20 protein-coding genes and 1 riboswitch are annotated in these 18,926 nt (G+C 73.3%); of the genes, 7 read left to right on the forward strand and 13 right to left on the reverse strand.

Annotated features, from left to right (window positions below; all coding sequences use genetic code 11):
* Nucleotides 1-91: 91 nt before the first annotated feature.
* Nucleotides 92-793: an SDR family oxidoreductase gene (locus BTM25_RS04490; RefSeq protein WP_103561466.1), complete on the forward strand. Its 702-nt coding sequence runs from the start codon at nucleotides 92-94 to the stop codon at nucleotides 791-793.
* A gap of 34 nt (nucleotides 794-827) precedes the next feature.
* On the opposite strand, the gene BTM25_RS04495 is transcribed toward BTM25_RS04490, so the two are convergent.
* The 6 genes from BTM25_RS04495 to BTM25_RS04520 form a co-directional block, all read right to left on the reverse strand.
* A complete protein-coding gene (locus tag BTM25_RS04495) occupies nucleotides 828-1,358 on the reverse strand; it encodes a TetR/AcrR family transcriptional regulator (RefSeq protein WP_103561467.1) in 531 nt (176 codons plus the stop codon).
* A gap of 329 nt (nucleotides 1,359-1,687) precedes the next feature.
* Nucleotides 1,688-2,188: an NUDIX domain-containing protein gene (locus BTM25_RS04500; RefSeq protein WP_205647960.1), complete on the reverse strand. Its 501-nt coding sequence runs from the start codon at nucleotides 2,186-2,188 to the stop codon at nucleotides 1,688-1,690.
* A gap of 41 nt (nucleotides 2,189-2,229) precedes the next feature.
* Nucleotides 2,230-3,141, reverse strand: coding sequence for an SGNH/GDSL hydrolase family protein (locus tag BTM25_RS04505; protein WP_103561468.1), 912 nt, complete (start codon nucleotides 3,139-3,141; stop codon nucleotides 2,230-2,232).
* Nucleotides 3,142-3,317: 176 nt separating this feature from the next.
* Nucleotides 3,318-3,842, reverse strand: coding sequence for a copper resistance CopC family protein (locus BTM25_RS04510; protein ID WP_103561469.1), 525 nt, complete (start codon nucleotides 3,840-3,842; stop codon nucleotides 3,318-3,320).
* Nucleotides 3,839-4,510, reverse strand: a complete 672-nt coding sequence (locus BTM25_RS04515) for a YcnI family copper-binding membrane protein (protein ID WP_103561470.1) — start codon at nucleotides 4,508-4,510, stop codon at nucleotides 3,839-3,841. The genes BTM25_RS04510 and BTM25_RS04515 overlap by 4 nt, the downstream gene beginning before the upstream one ends.
* Before the next feature lie 70 nt (nucleotides 4,511-4,580).
* Nucleotides 4,581-5,156, reverse strand: coding sequence for a hypothetical protein (locus tag BTM25_RS04520; protein ID WP_146058959.1), 576 nt, complete (start codon nucleotides 5,154-5,156; stop codon nucleotides 4,581-4,583).
* Between the two features lie 97 nt (nucleotides 5,157-5,253).
* Nucleotides 5,254-5,476: riboswitch (cobalamin riboswitch) on the forward strand.
* Nucleotides 5,477-5,545: 69 nt separating this feature from the next.
* Here BTM25_RS04520 and BTM25_RS04525 point away from each other — a divergent pair.
* Nucleotides 5,546-7,795 (forward strand): ribonucleoside-diphosphate reductase subunit alpha, encoded by a 2,250-nt coding sequence (locus BTM25_RS04525; protein ID WP_103561472.1) that lies wholly within the window; start codon nucleotides 5,546-5,548, stop codon nucleotides 7,793-7,795.
* Nucleotides 7,792-8,802 carry a ribonucleotide-diphosphate reductase subunit beta gene (locus tag BTM25_RS04530; RefSeq protein ID WP_235828230.1) on the forward strand — a complete coding sequence of 337 codons (1,011 nt, stop codon included), beginning with the start codon at nucleotides 7,792-7,794 and terminating at the stop codon, nucleotides 8,800-8,802. Before BTM25_RS04525 ends, BTM25_RS04530 begins: the two co-directional genes overlap by 4 nt.
* Before the next feature lie 9 nt (nucleotides 8,803-8,811).
* On the opposite strand, the gene BTM25_RS04535 is transcribed toward BTM25_RS04530, so the two are convergent.
* Genes BTM25_RS04535 through BTM25_RS04555 form a run of 5 tightly spaced genes read right to left on the reverse strand, consistent with a single transcriptional unit; the run spans nucleotide 8,812 to nucleotide 13,029 of the window.
* Nucleotides 8,812-9,639 (reverse strand): patatin-like phospholipase family protein, encoded by an 828-nt coding sequence (locus BTM25_RS04535; RefSeq protein WP_103561473.1) that lies wholly within the window; start codon nucleotides 9,637-9,639, stop codon nucleotides 8,812-8,814.
* On the reverse strand, nucleotides 9,639-10,469 hold the full coding sequence (locus BTM25_RS04540; RefSeq protein WP_103561474.1) for a patatin-like phospholipase family protein: 831 nt from the start codon (nucleotides 10,467-10,469) through the stop codon (nucleotides 9,639-9,641). The genes BTM25_RS04535 and BTM25_RS04540 overlap by 1 nt, the downstream gene beginning before the upstream one ends.
* Entirely contained in the window at nucleotides 10,466-11,287 is an 822-nt protein-coding gene (locus BTM25_RS04545; RefSeq protein WP_103561475.1) for a patatin-like phospholipase family protein, read from the reverse strand. Before BTM25_RS04545 ends, BTM25_RS04540 begins: the two co-directional genes overlap by 4 nt.
* 47 nt (nucleotides 11,288-11,334) lie before the next feature.
* Nucleotides 11,335-12,165 carry a patatin-like phospholipase family protein gene (locus BTM25_RS04550; protein ID WP_103561476.1) on the reverse strand — a complete coding sequence of 277 codons (831 nt, stop codon included), beginning with the start codon at nucleotides 12,163-12,165 and terminating at the stop codon, nucleotides 11,335-11,337.
* Nucleotides 12,166-12,198: 33 nt separating this feature from the next.
* On the reverse strand, nucleotides 12,199-13,029 hold the full coding sequence (locus tag BTM25_RS04555) for a patatin-like phospholipase family protein (RefSeq protein WP_103561477.1): 831 nt from the start codon (nucleotides 13,027-13,029) through the stop codon (nucleotides 12,199-12,201).
* 107 nt (nucleotides 13,030-13,136) lie between these two features.
* On the opposite strand from BTM25_RS04555, the gene BTM25_RS04560 reads away from it, so the two are divergent.
* Entirely contained in the window at nucleotides 13,137-13,739 is a 603-nt protein-coding gene (locus tag BTM25_RS04560) for a superoxide dismutase (protein WP_103562749.1), read from the forward strand.
* 76 nt (nucleotides 13,740-13,815) lie between these two features.
* Here the strand turns inward: BTM25_RS04560 and BTM25_RS04565 are convergent, their stop codons facing one another.
* A complete protein-coding gene (locus tag BTM25_RS04565; protein WP_103561478.1) occupies nucleotides 13,816-15,219 on the reverse strand; it encodes an alpha/beta hydrolase family protein in 1,404 nt (467 codons plus the stop codon).
* Between the two features lie 80 nt (nucleotides 15,220-15,299).
* On the opposite strand from BTM25_RS04565, the gene BTM25_RS04570 reads away from it, so the two are divergent.
* Genes BTM25_RS04570 through BTM25_RS04580 form a run of 3 tightly spaced genes read left to right on the forward strand, consistent with a single transcriptional unit; the run spans nucleotide 15,300 to nucleotide 17,420 of the window.
* Nucleotides 15,300-15,854, forward strand: coding sequence for a winged helix-turn-helix domain-containing protein (locus tag BTM25_RS04570; RefSeq protein WP_103561479.1), 555 nt, complete (start codon nucleotides 15,300-15,302; stop codon nucleotides 15,852-15,854).
* A gap of 31 nt (nucleotides 15,855-15,885) precedes the next feature.
* A complete protein-coding gene (locus BTM25_RS04575; protein ID WP_103561480.1) occupies nucleotides 15,886-16,299 on the forward strand; it encodes an acyl-CoA thioesterase in 414 nt (137 codons plus the stop codon).
* Complete coding sequence (locus BTM25_RS04580) at nucleotides 16,296-17,420, forward strand: zinc-binding dehydrogenase (RefSeq protein WP_103561481.1); 1,125 nt, start codon at nucleotides 16,296-16,298, stop codon at nucleotides 17,418-17,420. Before BTM25_RS04575 ends, BTM25_RS04580 begins: the two co-directional genes overlap by 4 nt.
* Here BTM25_RS04580 and BTM25_RS04585 read toward each other — a convergent pair.
* A complete protein-coding gene (locus BTM25_RS04585) occupies nucleotides 17,410-18,855 on the reverse strand; it encodes an amino acid permease (RefSeq protein WP_103561482.1) in 1,446 nt (481 codons plus the stop codon). The genes BTM25_RS04580 and BTM25_RS04585 overlap by 11 nt on opposite strands.
* Between the last annotated feature and the right edge of the window lie 71 nt (nucleotides 18,856-18,926).

An 18,926-nucleotide genomic window follows, 5' to 3' on the forward strand; every position in this document is an offset into this window, starting at 1 on the left:
CCATTCGACATGTGTGCAGGTTGAAGGCCCTCGATAGCCATAAATATGACGACTTGACCTGGAGTCTGCTCCAGCTTCTACCGTGGGGCGGATGAGCGAAGCACCCGTCACCCTCATCACCGGCGGTTCGGCCGGCATCGGCGCGAGCATCGCCCGGAGCCTGCTGGACCGCGGCCACCGCGTCGCCGTCACCGGACGCAGCGCCGAGCGCCTGGAGCAGTTCGCCAAGGACGCCGGGTCGCCGGACGCGCTGCTGACCCTTCCGGGCGACGCCGCCGACCACACCGCCGTCCGCTCGGCCGTCGACACGACTCTCGAACACTTCGGACGGCTCGACAACGCCGTCGCGAACGCCGGGTTCTCCGTGGAGGGGAACCTCGCGACCGGCGATCCCGCCACCTGGGAGGCGATGGTCCTGACCAACGTCCTCGGCCCGATGCTGCTGGTCAACGCGGCCCTGCCCGCTCTCAAGGCGACGCGCGGACGGATCGTTCTCGTGGGGAGCGTCGCGGGATATACGAATCGTCCGGGCAATGTGTACGGCGCCACCAAGTGGGCGATCACCGGGCTGGCGGAGAACACGCGCCGCCTGGTCACCGGCGACGGCGTCGGCGTCACGCACGTCGCGCCCGGACGCGTCGACACCGATTTCTGGGCCGCGGCCGGCGGCGCCCCCGAAGGCGAGTACCTGTCCGCGCAGCAGATCGCGGACGCCGTCGTCTGGGCGCTCGCGCAGCCCGCGGGCGTGGACGTCAACACGGTCGTGATCCGTCCCATCGGCCAGGACGTCTAGCCGCCGCCCGTACACGGGCGATCGGCCGGGGCGGCTAGCCGCCGAGCAGGGACCGGACGTGCGCGGCGATCGGCCGGTGCAGCTCGGGCAGGGCGGTGTGCCGGCCGGTCGCGACGCGTGCGCTGACCAGGCTCGCGATGCCGCCGATCAGCATCCGGCAGGCGAACGCCGGGTCGGGCAGGCCGCGCCACCGCTCGTCGGCGAGCAGGACCGGGGACACCAGCGCCACGAACTGGCCCTGCACCACCGACCGGCGCGCGGCGGCGGCCGGCCCGGCGGCCTGCACTTCGACGACGTAGACGCGGGCGCGCGGCCCGTCGTCGGCCAGTTCCGCCAGGTACGCGGCGAGCGCACGGCCGAAACGGTCGAGCGGCGGGCCGTCGGCGGCGATCGCGTGCGCGACGACGTCCAGGATCCGGTCGGCGTCCCGCTGGTACGCGGCGAGGAAGCACGCCTGCTTGTCGGCGAAGTGCTCGTAGAACGTCTCGCGCGACACGCGGGCGCGCTTCAGCACCTCGGCGACCGAGCAGGCCGCGTACCCCTTCTCGGCGACGATCTCCGTCATTCCCTGAAAGAGGCGTTCGCGCTGGGACTCCGCGACCTGCGCACGGGTGAGGTGATGCCGCCCCCGTGGCAGCGGCCCGTAGTCCACGGCGCTCAAGGTACCAACCGGCGGGTGCCGTCTCCCACATTGCGAACACTGATGTACGCAAAAGTGTTACGGTCGACGCGCGCGGACAGGCCCGGCGCGGCGGGCGAGCGGTCCGGCGGTACGCCACGGGGGCCGAGCCGTCCGGTGGCTCGCGCGCCGACCCCGCCGCCGGGCCGCACTCCCGCGCTCACTCACCCCGGAGCGCCGACGCCACCGGCTCGCGCGATGCGATTCCTGGCCCGCTACGGGCGCGGCAGGTACGCGGGGCGCCGCCGGGTTCGTGCCGCCATCAGGTGGGGGAGCCGGTGGGCGTGGCGGGGGTGCATGCGGCGTTCGGCCTCGGCGGCGTCCAGAAAGGCGTAGTCGGCGATCTCGTCGGCTCGCGGCGTGATCGTGCGGGGGCCGGTGAGGGTGCCGCCGTCGAAGACCAGGTAGAGCATGGAGCGCGGTCTGGTCCGGTCGGCGGGGACGAAGTCGAGCAGCAGCAGCTCGCCCGCGCGGCGGTCCAGCCCCAGTTCTTCGGCGATCTCACGTTCGCACGTCAGATGCGGGGGTTCGCCTTCCTCGGCGACGCCGCCCGGCAGTCCCCAGTCGGCGCGGTAGTGCGTTTTGACGAGCAGGACCCGGTCGCGGGCGTCGGTGAGGAGCATCCCGGCCGCCAGGTAGCAGTCGGGCAGACCGGCGTACCACTCGGCGGGATCGACCCAGCCGTGCGGCGTGCGATCGGGCCGGTCATCGGCCATGTCCTCTGTCTCCGATCCTCGCGGGCGGCGGGACGTCGGCGTCAGCGGTTCGCGGCGGAGCTGTTCGTCAGTTTCGGAAGGAAGGCGTTCGCGATGACCTGGTGACCGGCCGGATTGGCGTGGATGTCGTGGTAGCTCGTGCACATCCACGTCCACTGGCAGATCTGCGCGACGTTGCGCGGCACCGAGCCGATGCCCGGGAGCGCGACGGCGGAGCCGAAGTCGTTGTTGGAGAAGGCCGTCGCGACGTCGGCCGTGGCGAAGCCGGTCGCGTCGTCGTCGCCGGTGATCACCGCGCTGAGGACGTTGTTGAGCACGGCCGATCCGGCCGCGATCGCCTGCGTCGTCCCGCCTTGGAGCCAGCCCGCCAGCATGGGGTCGTAGTACGTCATGCCGACGTAGCGCGGGGCGGCGCCGCCCGCGTCGTGCAGCGCGCGGTTGATCGTCAGGATGTCCGAGCCGAGGGAGAAGATGCCCGAGACCAGGCACATGAGGTCCAGCCCGCCGGACGGCAGGCACTTGTCGACGTTGTTGGCGCCGATGTCCTCGGTGACGTATTTGACCTGACCCGGATGGGCGCGCAGGAACTTCACGGCCGCGTCGAGCTGGGACGTCGCGCCGTCGTACGTGCAGACGCCGCCCTTGATCATGCTCTGGGTGGTCTCGCCACTGCACCCCAGCCGGACGTGCTGCAGGTTCGGGTCGGATTTTTTTAGCGTCGCGTACAGCACGTCGGTGTAGGAGACGTTCACGTCTTTGCGGACGTCCGGCTGGTAGCCCGCCGCCAGCGAGTCGCCGAGCGACACGTAGTACGTCGGCTCGGCCGCCGACGCGCCCGAGGCGCCCGCGGTGACGAGCGTGGACGCGGTGAGCGCGGCCGCGGCGGCACGCGTCAGGCGGCGGAGGAGCGAAGGCCCGACGCGGTCGGAGGAGGAACGCTGGAGACGCGGCACGCGGGTCCCTTCCGGTCAAACGTGAAGGAGTTGCACGTTGTCTTGTACTCTCCCGCCCGCTCCCCGGCAACCCCCTGTGCACGTTTGCGGCATTTTCCGGACACTTTGGTCACCGTCCGTCACAGGAGTAACGGCACGGTGGGGTGGGCCGGCGGCGCGACCGCCGCCGGCCCTCCTCAGGCGCGGCGGGAGCGGCGCAGGTAGGCCGCGCCCGCGGCGAGGGCCGCGAGGACGGCCGCGCCGAGGCCGATCCAGAGCCAGCCGGCCGAACTCGTCCCCCGCCGCGCGGCCGTGGACGGCGTCGCGGCGGGGGCGGAGTTCGGCGCGGCGCCCGAACCGCTCACCCGGAACGTGAAGGAGCCGCTGATCGGGTGGCCGTCGGGCGAGACGACGCGCCAGCCGACCGTGTAGACCCCGCCGGGCAGTCCGGTGCGGACCGCCTGCGTGACCGTCCGGTCGACGGAGTGCGGCGGGCCCACCTGGACGCGGACGCCGTTCGGACCCGTCACGATCACGCGCGGGACCAGGACCGGGTCCGCGTAGGTGAGGGTGACCTGGCCCGGGTCGGCGACGGTCGCGCCGGCGCTCGGGCTGGTCGACCGCAGCGCCGTGTGCGCCGACGCGGGGGTCGCCGGGACCGCGAGCGCCAGTGCGCCGCCCGCCGCGAGGACCGCGGCGATCCGTGAGCGGACGGTCGTCATGCCCGGCTCCGCGACCGGGTCAGCGCGAACACGCCCGTGCCGACGCCGAGCACCCCGGCGACGAGCCCGAGGCCGCCGAGCAGGCGCGCCGTGTCGTCGGAGTCGGAGTCGGACGGTTTCGCGGCGGCGGCGGGCGTCGCCGAGCCCTTGGCGACGAGCGTCACCGAGGGCGCCGGATGCTCGGGCTCGGTGGCCCCGCCGGGATTCTGGTCCCACTTGACGACGTCGCCGCCCGAGTAGGTCTGCTCGGCGGGGAACAGGAGGCGGTCGGTGTCGGCGGGAAGGGGGCCGAGGGAGACGTCGAACTCCTCGAACTGGCCGGGGTCGATCTTGCCGCCCGTCCAGGTGATGGTCGCGGGCGCCTTGGTGAGCTGCGTGCCCTCGACGGTGACGGGCTTGGGCAGCGCGGCCTCCTCGACCTTCGCCGTCCAGCCGGGGACGGGACGCACCGAGACCGACGTGATCGGGTGGTCCTGCGGCAGGTGGACGACGAGCTTGACGGTCGACGCGTCGTCCCGCTCGTTCGGCACCCGGAAGCTGATCTTGGTGTAGCCGCCCTTCTCGGCGGTGCGGGGGTTGGCGGTGACGTGCGCGGACGCGGACGGGCCGAGGCCGAGCACGGCGACGGCGGCGAGGCCCGCCACAAGGGTGATCCGGCGAACCGGCATGGTGGTGCTCCGTTTCGAGACGTACGAGAAGAACCCGGGTGCCGAAGGCGGCCGGGTGACGTTGCGGCGCTCAGCCGAGCGCCCTCGAAACGGACGGCGGCCCCCGCCGGACCACGTCGTGCCGCAGCACGCGGACCACCGGACGCGGCCGGACGGCCGGAACCGGACGCGGAGCCGCCGGAGCCGAAGGACGCGAAAGAACCAGGAGGAGCCGCGCGGGCCGTCCGGCGAGCCGGCGCGCGAGCCCCCACACGGCGCGTTCGCCCCGCCGCAGCCACCACGCCGACACGAGCGCCGCGCCGAGGTGCGCGAGCGTCATCCACGAGCCGGAGTGGTGTTCGACGGGCGCCGGGACGGTCGCCGCGTGATGCATGACCATCCCCGGCCGGGACGACCCGCTGAACAGGCAGTGCAGCGCGTACTGCCCGCCGACGAGCACGCCGGTGATCGTGCGGAGCGACCGCTCGCGTCCGGCCAGCGCGAACCCGAGCAGCGCCGAGCCGCCGAACCCGGCCGTGACCGCCGCGACGGACACCGCGCACGACGACGCGACCGCGTGTCCGGAAACCGCGAGCACCGTGCACACGGTCGCGAAAACGACCGCGCGGGCGGCGCGCGACGACGGAACAGGGGCGGGCGGACTCATCTCGCCGACCATCGTAGAGCCGACGTCCGCGGCGTGACGCACCCCCCAACACTCCCTACATGTGGGACGGATGCAAAGCCGATCAACTAGATGTAGGGTCGTGGCCCGTGCTGGTTCGTCCCCGGCCGGAACCGGCCGGGGACGTCGCAAGAGGGAACCCGGTGTGATTCCGGGACTGCCCCGCAGCGGTGAGCGGGAACGACCGCCGTCACAGAGCACTGGACCCCGAGCCGGGGACCGGGAAGCGACGGCCACTAGGCCGCACCGAACGAGGTGCGACGCCCGCGAGTCCGAAGACCTGCCAGTACGACGGGAACGTCCAGGCTTCGCGGGAGGCCGGGCGCGGCGTCGCCGCGTGCCCTTCCGCGTCCGCGAGGGGAAGAGGGCACGTGACACAGGAACTCATCGCGCCGCCGGGACCGGCCGCCGAGGTGGAGCGCGCGTGCGCCGGGCTGGACGGCGTCGACCCCGCCCGGGTGCTCGCCGACGGCGGCGACCGCGAGCAGGCGGTGCGCGAGGCCGCCGCGCTGGTCGCGGTGGAGCCCGCGTACTCGCGCGTCGCGGCGCGGCTGCTGGCCGGGCTGATCGCGGACGAGGCCGCCGCCGAGGGCGTCACGACGTTCGCGGGCTCGGTGGCCGCCGCGCACGCGCAGGGCCTGCTGAACGAGCGGACCGCGACGTTCGTCGCCCGCAACGCCGACGCCCTCGACGCGCTGGTCGACCACGCCGATGACGACAGGTTCGAGTACTTCGGCCTGCGCACCCTCTACGACCGGTACCTGCTGCGGCATCCGTCCACGCGCCGCGTCCTGGAGCGTCCGCAGCACTTCTGGCTGCGCGTCGCGGCCGGGCTCGCCGACACGGTCGAGGAGGCCGCCGAGCTGTACGCGCTGCTCGGCGGGCTCGCCTACCTGCCCAGCTCGCCGACACTGTTCAACTCCGGCGCGCGCCGCCCGCAGCTCTCGTCCTGCTTCCTGCTGGACGCGCCGCGCGACGAGCTGGAGTCCATCTACGCGCGGTACGCGCAGGTCGCGCGGCTCAGCAAGTACGCGGGCGGCATCGGGATCTCGTGGACGCGCGTCCGGTCGCGCGGCTCGCTGATCCGGGGGACGAACGGGCACTCCAACGGCATCGTCCCGTGGCTGCGGACGCTGGACAGCTCCGTCGCGGCCGTCAACCAGGGCGGACGCCGCAAGGGCGCGGCCTGCGTCTACCTGGAGCCGTGGCACGCCGACGTCGAGGAGTTCCTCGAACTGCGCGACAACACCGGAGAGGACGCGCGCCGCACCCACAACCTCAACCTCGCGAACTGGATCCCGGACGAGTTCATGCGCCGGGTCGAGGCCGACGAGGACTGGTCGCTGTTCGACCCGAAGGAGGTCCCCGAGCTGACGGACCTGTGGGGCGACGCGTTCGACGCGGCGTACCGGGCGGCGGAGAAGGCGGGACGGTTCGTCCGGCGGATCCCGGCGCGGCGGCTGTACGGCCGGATGATGCGGACGCTCGCCGAGACGGGCAACGGCTGGATGACGTTCAAGGACGCCGCCAACCGCGCCTGCAACCAGACCGCCGAGCCGGAGAACGTCGTCCACCTGTCGAACCTGTGCACGGAGATCCTGGAGGTCACGTCCGACGGCGAGACGGCCGTCTGCAACCTCGGGTCGGTCAACCTCGCCGCGCACACCGGCCCGGACGGCGTGGACTGGGAGCGGCTGCGCCGGACCGTCCGGACGGCCGTCCGCTTCCTGGACCGGACGATCGACCGCGGCTTCTACCCCACCGAGGAGGCCGCCGAAGCGAACCGCAAGTGGCGGCCGATGGGCCTCGGCGTGATGGGCCTCGCGGACGTGTTCTTCAAGCTGCGCCTGCCGTTCGACTCGCCCGAGGCCCGCGCGCTGTCCACCCGGATCGCCGAGGAGATCGCGCTCGCGGCCTACCACGCGTCCGCCGACCTGGCCGAACTGCACGGCCCGCTGCCCGCCTACGCGCAGACGCGGACGGCGCGCGGCCAGCTCCACCCGGACCACTTCCCGGACGCGACGCCCGCCGCCGAGTGGGCGGCGCTGCGCGAGCGCGTCGCGGCCGTCGGCCTGCGCAACTCGCTGCTGATCGCCATCGCGCCGACCGCGACGATCGCGTCCATCGCGGGCTGCTTCGAGTGCGTCGAGCCGCAGGTGTCCAACCTGTTCAAGCGCGAGACGCTGTCGGGCGAGTTCCTCCAGATCAACGGCTACCTCGTCGCGGATCTCAAGCGGCTCGGGCTGTGGACGCCCGCCGTCCGGGACGCGATCAAGCGGGCGAACGGCTCCGTCCAGGGCATCACGGACCTGCCGGACGAGCTGCGCGCGCTCTACCGGACGGCCTGGGAACTGCCGCAGCGCGCCCTGATCGACCTCGCCGCCGCCCGCACCCCGTACATCGACCAGGCGCACTCGCTGAACCTGTTCCTGGAGACGCCGACGATCGGGAAGCTGTCCTCGATGTACCTGTACGCGTGGAAGCAGGGCCTGAAGACGACGTACTACCTGCGGTCGCGCCCCGCGACGCGCATCGCGCAGACGACCGTGACGGCGGTGGCCGATCCGGACGCCGTCGCCTGCTCCCTGGAGAACCCCGAGGCGTGCGAGGCGTGCCAGTGACCGACAAGCCGATGCTGCTCGACCCCGGCATGGACCTCACGCTGCGGCCGATGCGCTACCCCGACTTCTACGAGCGCTACCGCGCCGCGATCCGCAACACCTGGACGGTCGAGGAGGTCGATCTCGGCTCCGACCTGGCCGACCTCGCCCGGCTGACGCCCGAGGAGCGGCATCTGGTGAACCGGCTGGTGGCGTTCTTCGCGACCGGCGACTCGATCGTGGCGAACAACCTGGTGCTGAACCTCTACAAGCACCTGAACGCGCCCGAGGCGCGGCTGTACCTGTCGCGGCAGTTGTTCGAGGAGGCCGTGCACGTCCAGTTCTACCTGACGCTGCTCGACACCTACCTTCCGGACGCCGACGAGCGCGCCCGTGCATTTGCAGCGATCGAACACATCCCGTCGATCCGCGCGAAGGCCGAGTTCTGCTTCCGGTGGATCGGCTCGATCGACACGCTCGACCGGCTGGACGGCCCGGCGGACCGGCGCGCGTTCCTGCTCAACCTCATCTGCTTCGCGGCGTGCATCGAGGGCCTGTTCTTCTACGGCGCCTTCGCGTACGTGTACTGGCTGCGGTCGCGCGGACTGCTGAACGGGCTCGCGTCCGGCACCAACTGGGTCTTCCGCGACGAGTCGATGCACATGAGCTTCGCGTTCGCCGTCGTCGACACCGTCCGCGAGGAGGAACCCGAACTCTTCGACGCCGGCCTCACCGCCGACGTCACGCGGATGCTGGAGGAGGCCGTCGACGTCGAGCTGGCCTTCGCCCGCGACCTGTGCGGCGACGGGCTGCCCGGCATGAGCGCGGACGCGATGCGCCGCTACCTCGAGTACGTCGCCGACCAGCGGCTCGCGCGGCTCGGGATGCCCGTCCGGTACGGCGCGGAGAACCCGTTCGCGTTCATGGACCTCCAGGACGTCCAGGAACTGTCGAACTTCTTCGAGCGCCGCGTCTCGGCGTACCAGATCGGCGTCGCGGGCAGCGTGGCGTTCGACGAGGCGTTCTAGCCTTCCCGGCTAGCCGTCCCAGGCCCCGGCCAGCGCCGGGGCCTGCTCGGCGGCCTGCCGCAGGCCCGCCTCGAACGTCGAGTTCGGCAGGTCCGGGTCGAAGGTGGTCAGCGCGAACAGCTCGCCGGTGGCGGCGTCCGGCGCGACCACCTCGACCCGTTCGGGGCCGAGCGCGGCCAGCTCGCGCTCCAGCGTCGGGACGAACGCCAGCTCCAGCAGCGGCGCGATGACGACGACCCGGTCGCAGCCGGCGGCGAGGTCGGCGTTCGTGGTCGAGTAGAGGCCGCCGTCCATGTACCGGTTCCCGGCGATCTCGACCGGCGGTTCCAGCGTCGGCGCCGCGTAGGACGCCCGGACGGCCTGGTCGAGCGTCGCGTCCCCGCCGCGCTCGAACACGACGCGCGCACCGGTGGCGACGTCCACGGTCGGGATCCGCAGCCGCCGCTCCGGCCAGTCCGGCGACGCCAGGCCGCACAGCCGGGCCACGTCCCCGGAGCCGGTGGACGTCCGGGTGTCCACGGCCATCCGGCCGAGGCGCCGCCGCCGCTCGTCCGGCGGGACGGACGTGTCCGACAGCACCGCCAGGACCTTCTGGTAGCCCTCCGGGATCACCCCGGCGGCCCGCAGCCGCTGGTCCTCGGCGGCGATGTCCGGCACGGCGTCCGCCGGGTCGCCGCAGGCGGCCAGCAGCGCGGCGAAGATCGCCCCGGTGGCGGTGCCGACGAACACGTCGGCGGCGCCGAGGTCGGTCCCGGCGCGGCGCAGTCCCGCGATGATCCCGGCCTGCCAGGGCGCCCGGATGAGTCCGCCGAGGCCCAGCACCAGTGCGCGCGCCATCAGTCCTCCCAGGTCGCGGTGATCTTCTCGGCCTCGTCGGCGGCCTGCCGCAGCCCGGCCCCGTAGGCGCTCTCGGGGACGTTCGGCTCGAACAGCGCGAGCGTGAACAGCTCGACGGCCGGATCGTCGGGGCCGACGACGGTGACCTTCACGTCGCCGAGCGAGGCGACCTCCTGCTCCAGCGTCCGCGCCGGGACGAGATGGCGCATCGGCATCAGCACGACCACCCGGTCGCAGCCGCGCGCGAGGTCGGCGTTGGTGGACGAGAACGCGCCGCCGTCCATGTACCGGCGCCCGTCGATCTCGGTCGGCGGGAACTCGCTCGGCCACGACGCCGACGCCCGGACGGCCCTGGCGAGCGGCACGCCGCTGCCCCGGTCCCACACGACGCGGTCGCCGGAGTCGACGTCCACGGCCGGGATGAGCAGCCGGCGCTCGGGCCAGTCCGCGACGGGCAGGCAGTCGGCGATCAGGTCCAGCCGGTGCGCCTTGGCGACGACCTCCGGCCGGGTCGTGATCTCGCCGACGCGCCGCCGCCGCTCCCGGCGCGACATGGACCGGTCCGACAGCAGCCGGAGCATCTTCTCCAGCAGCAGGGCGTTGATGCCGGGGCCGCGCTGCTCGCGGTCGGTCGCGTCGACGTCGTCCATCGCGCGGTTCAGGTCCGCGCCCCCGGCCAGGCAGGCGCCGACGAACGAGCCCCAGGCCGTCCCGACGATGAGGTCGGCGGTGCCGAGGTCGGTCCCGGCCCGCCGGAACCCCTCGATCAGGCCCGCCTCCCAGGGCGCGGCGATGCCCGCCCCGCCGCCCAGCACCAGCGCCCGCGTCATGACCAGATCTCCGCGACGTCGGCGGCGTAATGCTCGGCGTCGCGCAGTCCGGCGTAGAACGGCGCGGTGCCGGTCTCGGGGTCGACGACGCCGGCGGCGAAGATCTCGCGGGTCTCGGCGCCGGGGCCGATCACCAGGGTGCGGGCCGCGTCCAGCCGGCCGATCTCCTCGGCGAGCAGGGCCCCGCCGAGCACGTGGCGCAGGGGCGCGAGGACGATCACGCGCTCGTGCCCGGTGGCGAGGTCGGCGTGGGTGTGCGAGTAGACGACGCCGTTCATGTGGCGGCGTCCGCCGATCTCGACGGGCGGGAAGACGGTCGGCAGCGCGTCGGACGCGCGGAACGCCTCGGCGAGCGTGGCCGTGCCGTCCCGTCCCCACACGGCGCGCTCGCCGCTGTCGGCGTCGACCGTCGGGACGAGCAGCCGGTCCGGCCAGTCGCCGGACGGGAGCACCGCGAGGACGTCGTCCATCCGGTGGCCCGCGGCGGTGTGCGAGCCCCGCGCCATCCGGCCGACGCGCCGCCGCCGCTCGTCCGCCGGGACGGACGGGTCGGCGAGCACGTCGATCACCTGGAGCAGCCGGTCGGCCTCGACGTCGGCGGACGGGCCGGCCAGCAGCACGGTGACGATCTCTTTTATGGAACGTTCCAAGTCAAGGTCGGACAGCAGCAGCGCCCCGATCACCGGGCTGGCCGCCGTGCCGACGACCAGGTCGGCGCCGCCGAGGTCGGTCCCGGCGCGCCGGAACCCCTCGGCCAGCCCTGCCTGCCACAGGGCGCCCGCGGTGCCGCCCGCACCGAGGATCAGTGCCCGTGCCATGCCGGGGACCTACCCCGTCACGTCCGTCATGACACGGAATCCGCAGGTCAGCCGCTCCAGACGGCCGCGATCTCGGCCGCGTGCGCCGCCGCCTGCCGCAGCCCCGCCGCGTACGCGGGCCGGATCATGTGCGGGTCGAGCAGCAGCAGGTCGAGCATTTCGCGCCCCGCCGGGCCCGCGTCGATCACGGCCGTCCGGCGCGGCGCGGCGGCGGCGAGTTCGGCCGCCAGCTCGTCGCGGCCCACCAGGGGATGCAGCGGGGCCAGGACCACGACCCGGTCGCAGCCCGCGACGAGGTCGGCGTGCGCGGCGGAGTAGGTCATCCCGCCCATGTAGTGGTGTCCGCCGATCTCCACGGCCGGGAACAGGCCGGGCCACCCGCAGGACGCGCGGACGGCCTGCTCCAGCGTCGCCGCCCCGCCCCGCCGCCACACCGCGCGCTCGCCCGTCTCGGTGTCGACCGTCGGGACGAGCAGCGCCCGGTCCGGCCACGCGCGCCCGGTCAGCATCCCGAAGACGGTGTCGGCGCGGTGGCGGGTCACGGACGTGTCGGCGGTGCGCGCGATGCGTCCGGCGCGCCGCCGCCGCTCGTCCGGCGGGAGGGACGGATCGGACAGCAGGTCGTACACGCGGGTGGTCGGGTCGGGTTCGACGGGCGGCATGGTCTCGTCGCGCCGCCCCTCCGCCGCGCCGTCGATGTAGCTGGGCAGGTCGGCGCCCAGGGCGATCATGGCGGCCGTCATCGCGCCGCCCGACGTGCCGACGATCAGGTCGGCGTCGCCGAGGTCGGTCCCCGCCCGCCGCAGCCCCTCGACCAGCCCGGCCTGCCAGGAACCGCCCACGGAGGCGGCCGCGGTGAGAACGAGTGCTCGCGTCATGCCGGAACTCCTACCCGGCGGGAAACGGCCGGGTCAGGCCGTCCAGACGTCGGCGATCTCGGCGGCGTGCGCCGCCGCCTGGCGCAGGCCCGTCGCGTACGCCGTCGTCCACAGCTTCGGGCTGAGCAGGTCGATCCCGAACAGCTCGGCCGTCTCGGCGTCGGGGCCGACGGTCGCGATCCGGGCGGAGCCGAGCGTCGCCAGCTCGCGCGCGAGGACGTCCCGGCGCGTCAGGTGCGCCATCGGCTCCAGCACGACCACCCGGTCATGGCCCTGGGCGAGGTCGGCGCTGGCGGCCGAGTAGACGCCGCCGTCCATGTAGCGGCGGCCCGCGATCTCCACCGGATGGAACACGCCCGGCAGCGCGCACGACGAGCGCACCGCCTGCTCCAGCGTCGCCGCGCCGCCCGCGCGCCAGACGGTGAACGCGCCGGTCTCGACGTCCACGGCCGTGAGCAGCAGCGGCGTCGCCGGCCACTCCGGGGACGGCAAGTGCTCGGCGACGGCGTCGAGCCGTTCGTCGGACGTGCTCGTGTCGGCCTCCAGCGCCAGCACGCCCGCCCGGCGGCGTCCCTCGACCCCGTTGGCGGACGCGTCGGTGAGCGCCTCGAAGATCGCCATCACCAGCGCCGGGTCGAGATCGGCGGCGCCCGTCTCGCGCGGGTCGGCGGCGACGTCCTCCAGCAGCGCGGCGAAGTCGGCGCCGTGCGCGAGGAAGGCTCCCACGGCCGCGCCCGCGGACGTCCCGACGATCAGGTCGGCGTCCCCGAGGTCGGTCCCGGCGCGCCGGAACCCGTCGATCAGCCCTGCCTCCCAGGCGATCCCGGCGATCCCGCCGCCGCCCAGCACCAGCGCGCGTCCCATGCGTGACCCCTTTCCCGTTTCTTGACGTCTCCATTGGATCACCTCGCCCGGGATGGTCGCTCCTGCTAGCTGGACGCATTTGCGACTCATTTGCAATAGTGGCCGTCATGTCGACCTACACGCTGCCGGACCTGCCGTACGACTACGGGGCGCTGGAACCCGCGATCACCGGCGAGATCCTCGAACTGCACCACGCCAAGCACCACGCCGCCTACGTCAAGGGCGCGAACGACACGCTCGAACGGCTGGCGGAGGCGCGGGGCGAGCGGGAGTTCGGCGGGCTCGTCGGGTTGGAGAAGACCTACGCGTTCCACCTCTCCGGGCACGTCCTGCACTCGATCTTCTGGGAGAACCTGTCCCCGGACGGCGGTGACCGCCCCGACGGCCCGCTCGCCGACGCCCTGACGGAACATTTCGGCTCGTTCGCGGCGTTCCAGAAGCAGCTCACGGCGGCGACGTCGCAGGTCCAGGGCTCGGGCTGGGGCGTCCTGGCCTGGGAGCCGCTCGGCCGCCGCCTCATCGTCGAGCAGGTCTACGACCACCACGGCAACGTCGGCGCGAACACGACGCCGCTGCTCGTCTTCGACGCCTGGGAACACGCCTACTACCTGCAGTACCGCAATGTGCGTCCGGACTACGTCGAGCGCCTGTGGTCGCTCGTGAACTGGACGGACGTGGCCCGTCGCTACACCACCGCGGCGGCCTCCTGAAACGTGCGGCGTCCGCCCGGCCGGGATCGTGCTCAGAACCTTTCCTTGCGGCCGGGCGAACGCCGCACCCCCTCGCTCACGGGACGAGCAGCCCCCAGTACGCGCCCCACGGCACGAAGACGGCCGTCGCGGCGAGCAGCAGGCCGAGCCGGACGCGCTCGCCGCGCGGAACGCCCGTCCCGGCCCGGACCCAGGCGACCGCGACGGCGAGCGCGGCGGCCACGGCGGCGACCGCGAGACCCTGGAGCGCCAGCCAGACGAGCGGACGCCCGGCGAGCAGCGGCCCCGGGTCGGGGGAACTCCCCGCCGCGAGCGACACCAGGTACACGAAGCCCCCGGCGACTGCGGCCGTCCCGGCGACGGGCACCAGCCGCGCCCACCGGCTCACCGGGGCGACCGTCCGCCGCCGGATCCGCCGGACGAGCGCCGCGAGCGGATACCCGGCGAACGCCGTGAGGAACAGCGCGACGGCGGCGGCCTGCGCCCGTGCCGACTCCCACCACGCGGACGGCGGCGTGGCGCGGGCCGGGTGGTCCTCGGGCGGCGGGGCGGGCAGATCGCCGTTCGGGAGCCGTCCGGACGTCACGTCCCGGACCCACGCGGCGACCAGGTCGGCGTAGCCGGGCGCGAGCGCCGCGCCCCGCGTCGTGCCGCCGTCGGGCGTCTCGTGCGCGGCGTGGTCGGCCCCCGCGAAGTACCGGAACGTGTAGTGGGTGTTGCCGCCGCGCCGCAGGGCCGCCGCGAACAGCGGCGGGTTCTCGTGCGGCGGCGACTGGAGGTCGCGCGTGCCCCAGATCCCGAGCAGCGGCTGCCGGACCTTCGCGAGGACGCCCGGCGCGTCGAAGCCGGCCTCGGCGAACAGCCCCGCGTCCGCGCCGAACCGCGCGAAACCGACCTTCCCGCGGTCGAGCAGGGACCCGCGCACGCCCGCGCGGCGCAGCGCCGACTCCTCGTTCCACACCTGCTGCCGCAACGGGGTCATCGCGTTCCCGCCGACGACGACCACGAACGCGACCCCCCGATCGCGCGAGGCCGCCAGCGGCGCGACCCAGCCGCCCTCGCTGAGCCCCCACACGCCGACCTTGGCCGGATCGACGCCGGGCCGTGCGCGCAGCGCCCGGACGGCGCCCAGCACGTCGCCCGCCAGGTCGGAGTAGGAGCGGCGGAATCTCGTGTATCCCGCCGACCGCTTGTCGTAGATCAGGACGGCCAGCCCGCGCCGCGCGAACGCCACGGCCTCGGTGCGCAGGTGGTCGCGGGGGACGCCCGCGCCGGATCCGGTGACCAGGACGACGCCGGGCCGCGCCGGGCCGGCGCCGCGCGGGGCGAGGACGGTCCCGTGCAGCACGAGCCCGCCCGTCCCGGTGAAGCCGACGTCGGCGGCGGTCAACTCGGGGCCGGACGCCGAGGCGCCCGGGATGCCCGGGGCGAGGCCGAGCAGCGCCAGCACGAAGGCCAGCAGGGTGAGTGTCGTCTTCATGCCCGGTGACGCTAGTTTGCAGACGTTTCTCTGCAAAGGTTTCTCTGCAAATATCCTTCTGCGGTAGTAGGCTGCTCCGCATGAAGGACGAGCCGGTCATCCTGGACGACCCCGGGAAGCTCAAGGCCCTGAGTCATCCGCTGCGGCGCCGGATCCTGCGGCGGCTGAGCGTCCACGGCCCGGCGACGTCCACGACGCTCGGCGCGGTGCTCGGCGCCAACACCGGCACGACGAGCTACCACCTGCGGCAACTGGAGAAGCACGGGTTCATCGAGGAGATCCCCGAGCGGTCGGCGGGCCGGGAGCGGTGGTGGCGGCGTGCGGGCGGGCCGCGCGACCTGCGGATGCCGGCTCCGGACGCGCTGGCCGCGGCGGACCGGCACGTCCTCGCCGAGACGCTGCGCCTCGCACACGCCGAGGACGCCGAGCTGGTCAGCCGCCTGCCCGAGTCCTACGCCGCCGACCCGGACTGGACGCTGCTGTCGCGCGGCCTCACCCGCATGACCGAGGCCGGGCTCCGGGAGTTCTTCGAGGACTATCTGGCCCTGCTGCGCCGCCACGGCGACCGCGCGGCCGGCGACCCGGACGCGCGCCCGGTCCACGTCCGTCTCTTCACGCTTCCCGCCGACGACTGACCGCCGCTCGCCTGAACGTAAGGTGACCGGCATGACCGGCGATTACCCGTATTGGGAGACCGTCCCCACGCGGTGGAAGGACAACGACGTGTACGGGCACGTCAACAACGTCGTCCATTACTCGCTGATGGACACCGTCATCAACGCGTGGATGATCCGGACGGCGGGCTTCGACCCCCTGCGCTCGCCGTCGATCGCGGTGTGCGTGGAGTCGCACTGCCAGTACCGGGCCGAGGTGTCGTTCCCCGACGAGATCCGGGTCGGTCTGCGGGTCGGGAAGCTCGGACGGTCGAGCGTCCGCTGGGAGATCGGGATGCTCCGGTCGGACGGGACGCTCATCGCCGAGGGCCATTTCGTCCACGTCTTCGTGGGCCGGGACGACCGCCGTCCGAGAGCGATCGTGGACCCCGTCCGCGCCGAGATGCAGAAGCTGGTGATGTCATGACCGTGACGCGTGCGGCCGTCCTGGTGGAGTCCGGCCGCGAGGCCCCCTACGCGAAGTCCAGGCCGCTGGAGGTCGCCGAGCTGACGCTGGACCCGCCGGGGCCGGGCGAGCTGCTGATCCGGGTCGGCGCGGCGGGGCTGTGCCACTCGGACCTGTCGGTGATCAACGGCTCGCGGGTCCGGCCGCTGCCGATGGCGCTCGGGCACGAGGCGGCGGGCGAGGTCGTCGAGGTCGGCGAGGGGACGGACTTCGCGCCCGGCGACCACGTCGTGCTGGCGTTCGTCCCGGCGTGCGGGGCGTGCGAGCGGTGCGTCGGCGGACGTCCGGCGCTGTGCGGGCCGGGCGCGCGGGCCAACGGCGCGGGGACGCTGCTCGGCGGCGGCCGGCGGTTCGTCGCGGCGGACGGCTCGCGTCCGCACCACCACCTCGGCGTGTCGGCGTTCTCGGAGTACACGGTCGTGTCGGCGAAGTCGGCGGTGAAGGTGGACGACGACCTCCCGCACGAGATCGCCGCGCTGTTCGGCTGCGCCGTCCTGACGGGCGCGGGCGCCGCGTTCTACAGCGCGAAGGTGCAGCCGGGCGACACGGTCGCGGTGTTCGGGCTCGGCGGCGTCGGGCTCGCGGCGCTGCTGGCGGCCAAGGCGGCGGGCGCGGCCGAGGTCGTCGCGGTGGACGTCGTGGACCACAAGCGCTACCTGGCCGAACGGCTCGGCGCGACGAGCACGGTCGCGGGCGGTTCGGAGGCGGTCGAGGCGATCCGGGACCTGACGGGCGGCGGCGTCGAGAAGGTCATCGACACGACCGGCGTCGTCGCGGTGCTGGAGCAGGCGTACGCGGCGACCCGTCCGGGCGGGACGACCGTGACGGTCGGGCTGCCCGCGCCGGGCGTCCCCCTGACGCTGCCCGCGCTCAGTCTCGTCGCCGAGGAGCGGACCTTGCGCGGCAGCTACCTCGGGTCGTGCGTGCCCGCCCGCGACGTGCCGCGTTTCATCGGCCTGTACCGATCGGGCCTGCTGCCGGTGGACGCGCTGCTCTCGCACCGGCTGCGGCTGGACGACGTCAACGCGGGCTTCGACCGGCTGCGCAGCGGCGAGGCCGTCCGGCAGGTCGTCACGTTCTGATCTCGTGCTCGCCGTCGCCGGTCCGCGCGAGCACCGACCGGCGGCGGCCGTAGCCGAAGTACACGACGCAGCCGATGACGAACCAGATCGCGAACCGCAGCCACGTCTGCCACTGCAGGAACGTGATCAGCCAGGCGGAGAACACGACGCCGATGATCGGCACGACCGGCATCCCCGGCACCTTGAACTGGCGCGGCAGCTCCGGGTGCCGGTACCGCAGGACGACCACCGCGATGCTGACGACGATGAACGCCAGCAGGATCCCGATGTTCGTCAGCTCGGCGGCCTCGGCGATCGGCAGGAACGCGGCGATGAGCGCCGAGCCGACGCCGAGGATCCACGTGATGCGGGTCGGCGCGTGCCGGGTGGGGTGCGTCTTGGCGAACCAGGCGGGGAGCAGGCCGTCGCGGCTCATCGCGAACCAGACCCGTCCGGCGCCCATCATGAACGTGAACAGGACGGTCAGCACGCCGAGGATCGCGCCGACCGCGATGATCGCGCCGACCGTCTTCATCCCGGCGGACTCGAACGCCGACGAGAACGCGGCGTTCGGGTTGATGTCGCGGTAGTCGACCATGCCGGTGAGGACGAGGCACGCCAGCACGTACAGCACCATCGAGATCGCCAGCGAGTAGAGGATGGCCTTCGGCATGTGCCGCGTCGCGTCCTTGGACTCCTCGGCCGCCGTGGACATCGCGTCGTAGCCGAAGACCGCGAAGAAGACCGTCGCGGCCCCGGTGAACGCGCCCGACAGCCCGAACGGGAAGAACGGCGTGTAGTTGTCCGCGTGCAGGTGGAACGCCCCGACGATGATCACCAGCAGGACGATCGCGACCTTGAGGTAGACGAGCGCGGACTCGAACCGCGCGGCGTCCTTCATCCCGAGGTTGAGGATGTAGGCGATGAGCAGGCACAGCAGCGCCGCGAACAGGTTGATCTTGTAGCTGCCGGACGCGACGCCGTCGGGTTCGGTGCCGGGGGCGCCCATCATCCACAGCGGGAGCTGGACGTCCAGGAACCCGAGCAGGTCGTCGAAATAGCCCGATATGCCGATCGCGACGACGGAGACGATCGCGGTGTACTCCAGCAGGAGGTCCCAGCCGATCGCCCAGCCGGGGAACTCGCCGAGCACCGCGTAGCCGTAGGTGTAGGCCGATCCGGCGCGCGGGATGAGGCCCGCGAACTCGGCGTAGCAGAACGCGGCGGCGGCGCTCGCGATGCCCGCGACCAGGAACGAGACGAGCACGGCCGGCCCGGCCTTCTCGTTGGCGACCGCGCCCGCCAGCGAGAAGATCCCGGCGCCGATGATGCCGCCGACGCCGATCGCGGTGAGCTGCCACAGGCCGAGGGTGCGCCGCAGTCCGCGTCCCCCCGTGTCCTCGCTGATCTGGTCGATCGGCTTGCGGCGGGTGATGTCCCGCAGCAGACGGCCCATAGGAAAACCTCCGAGATGGTCTCCTATGCGGCTGTTCCCCCGGATGGGTCGGAATACCGACACCTGTTGAT

The sequence above is a fragment of the Actinomadura rubteroloni genome (assembly GCF_002911665.1).
GTDB classification, from domain to species: Bacteria; Actinomycetota; Actinomycetes; order Streptosporangiales; family Streptosporangiaceae; genus Spirillospora; species Spirillospora rubteroloni.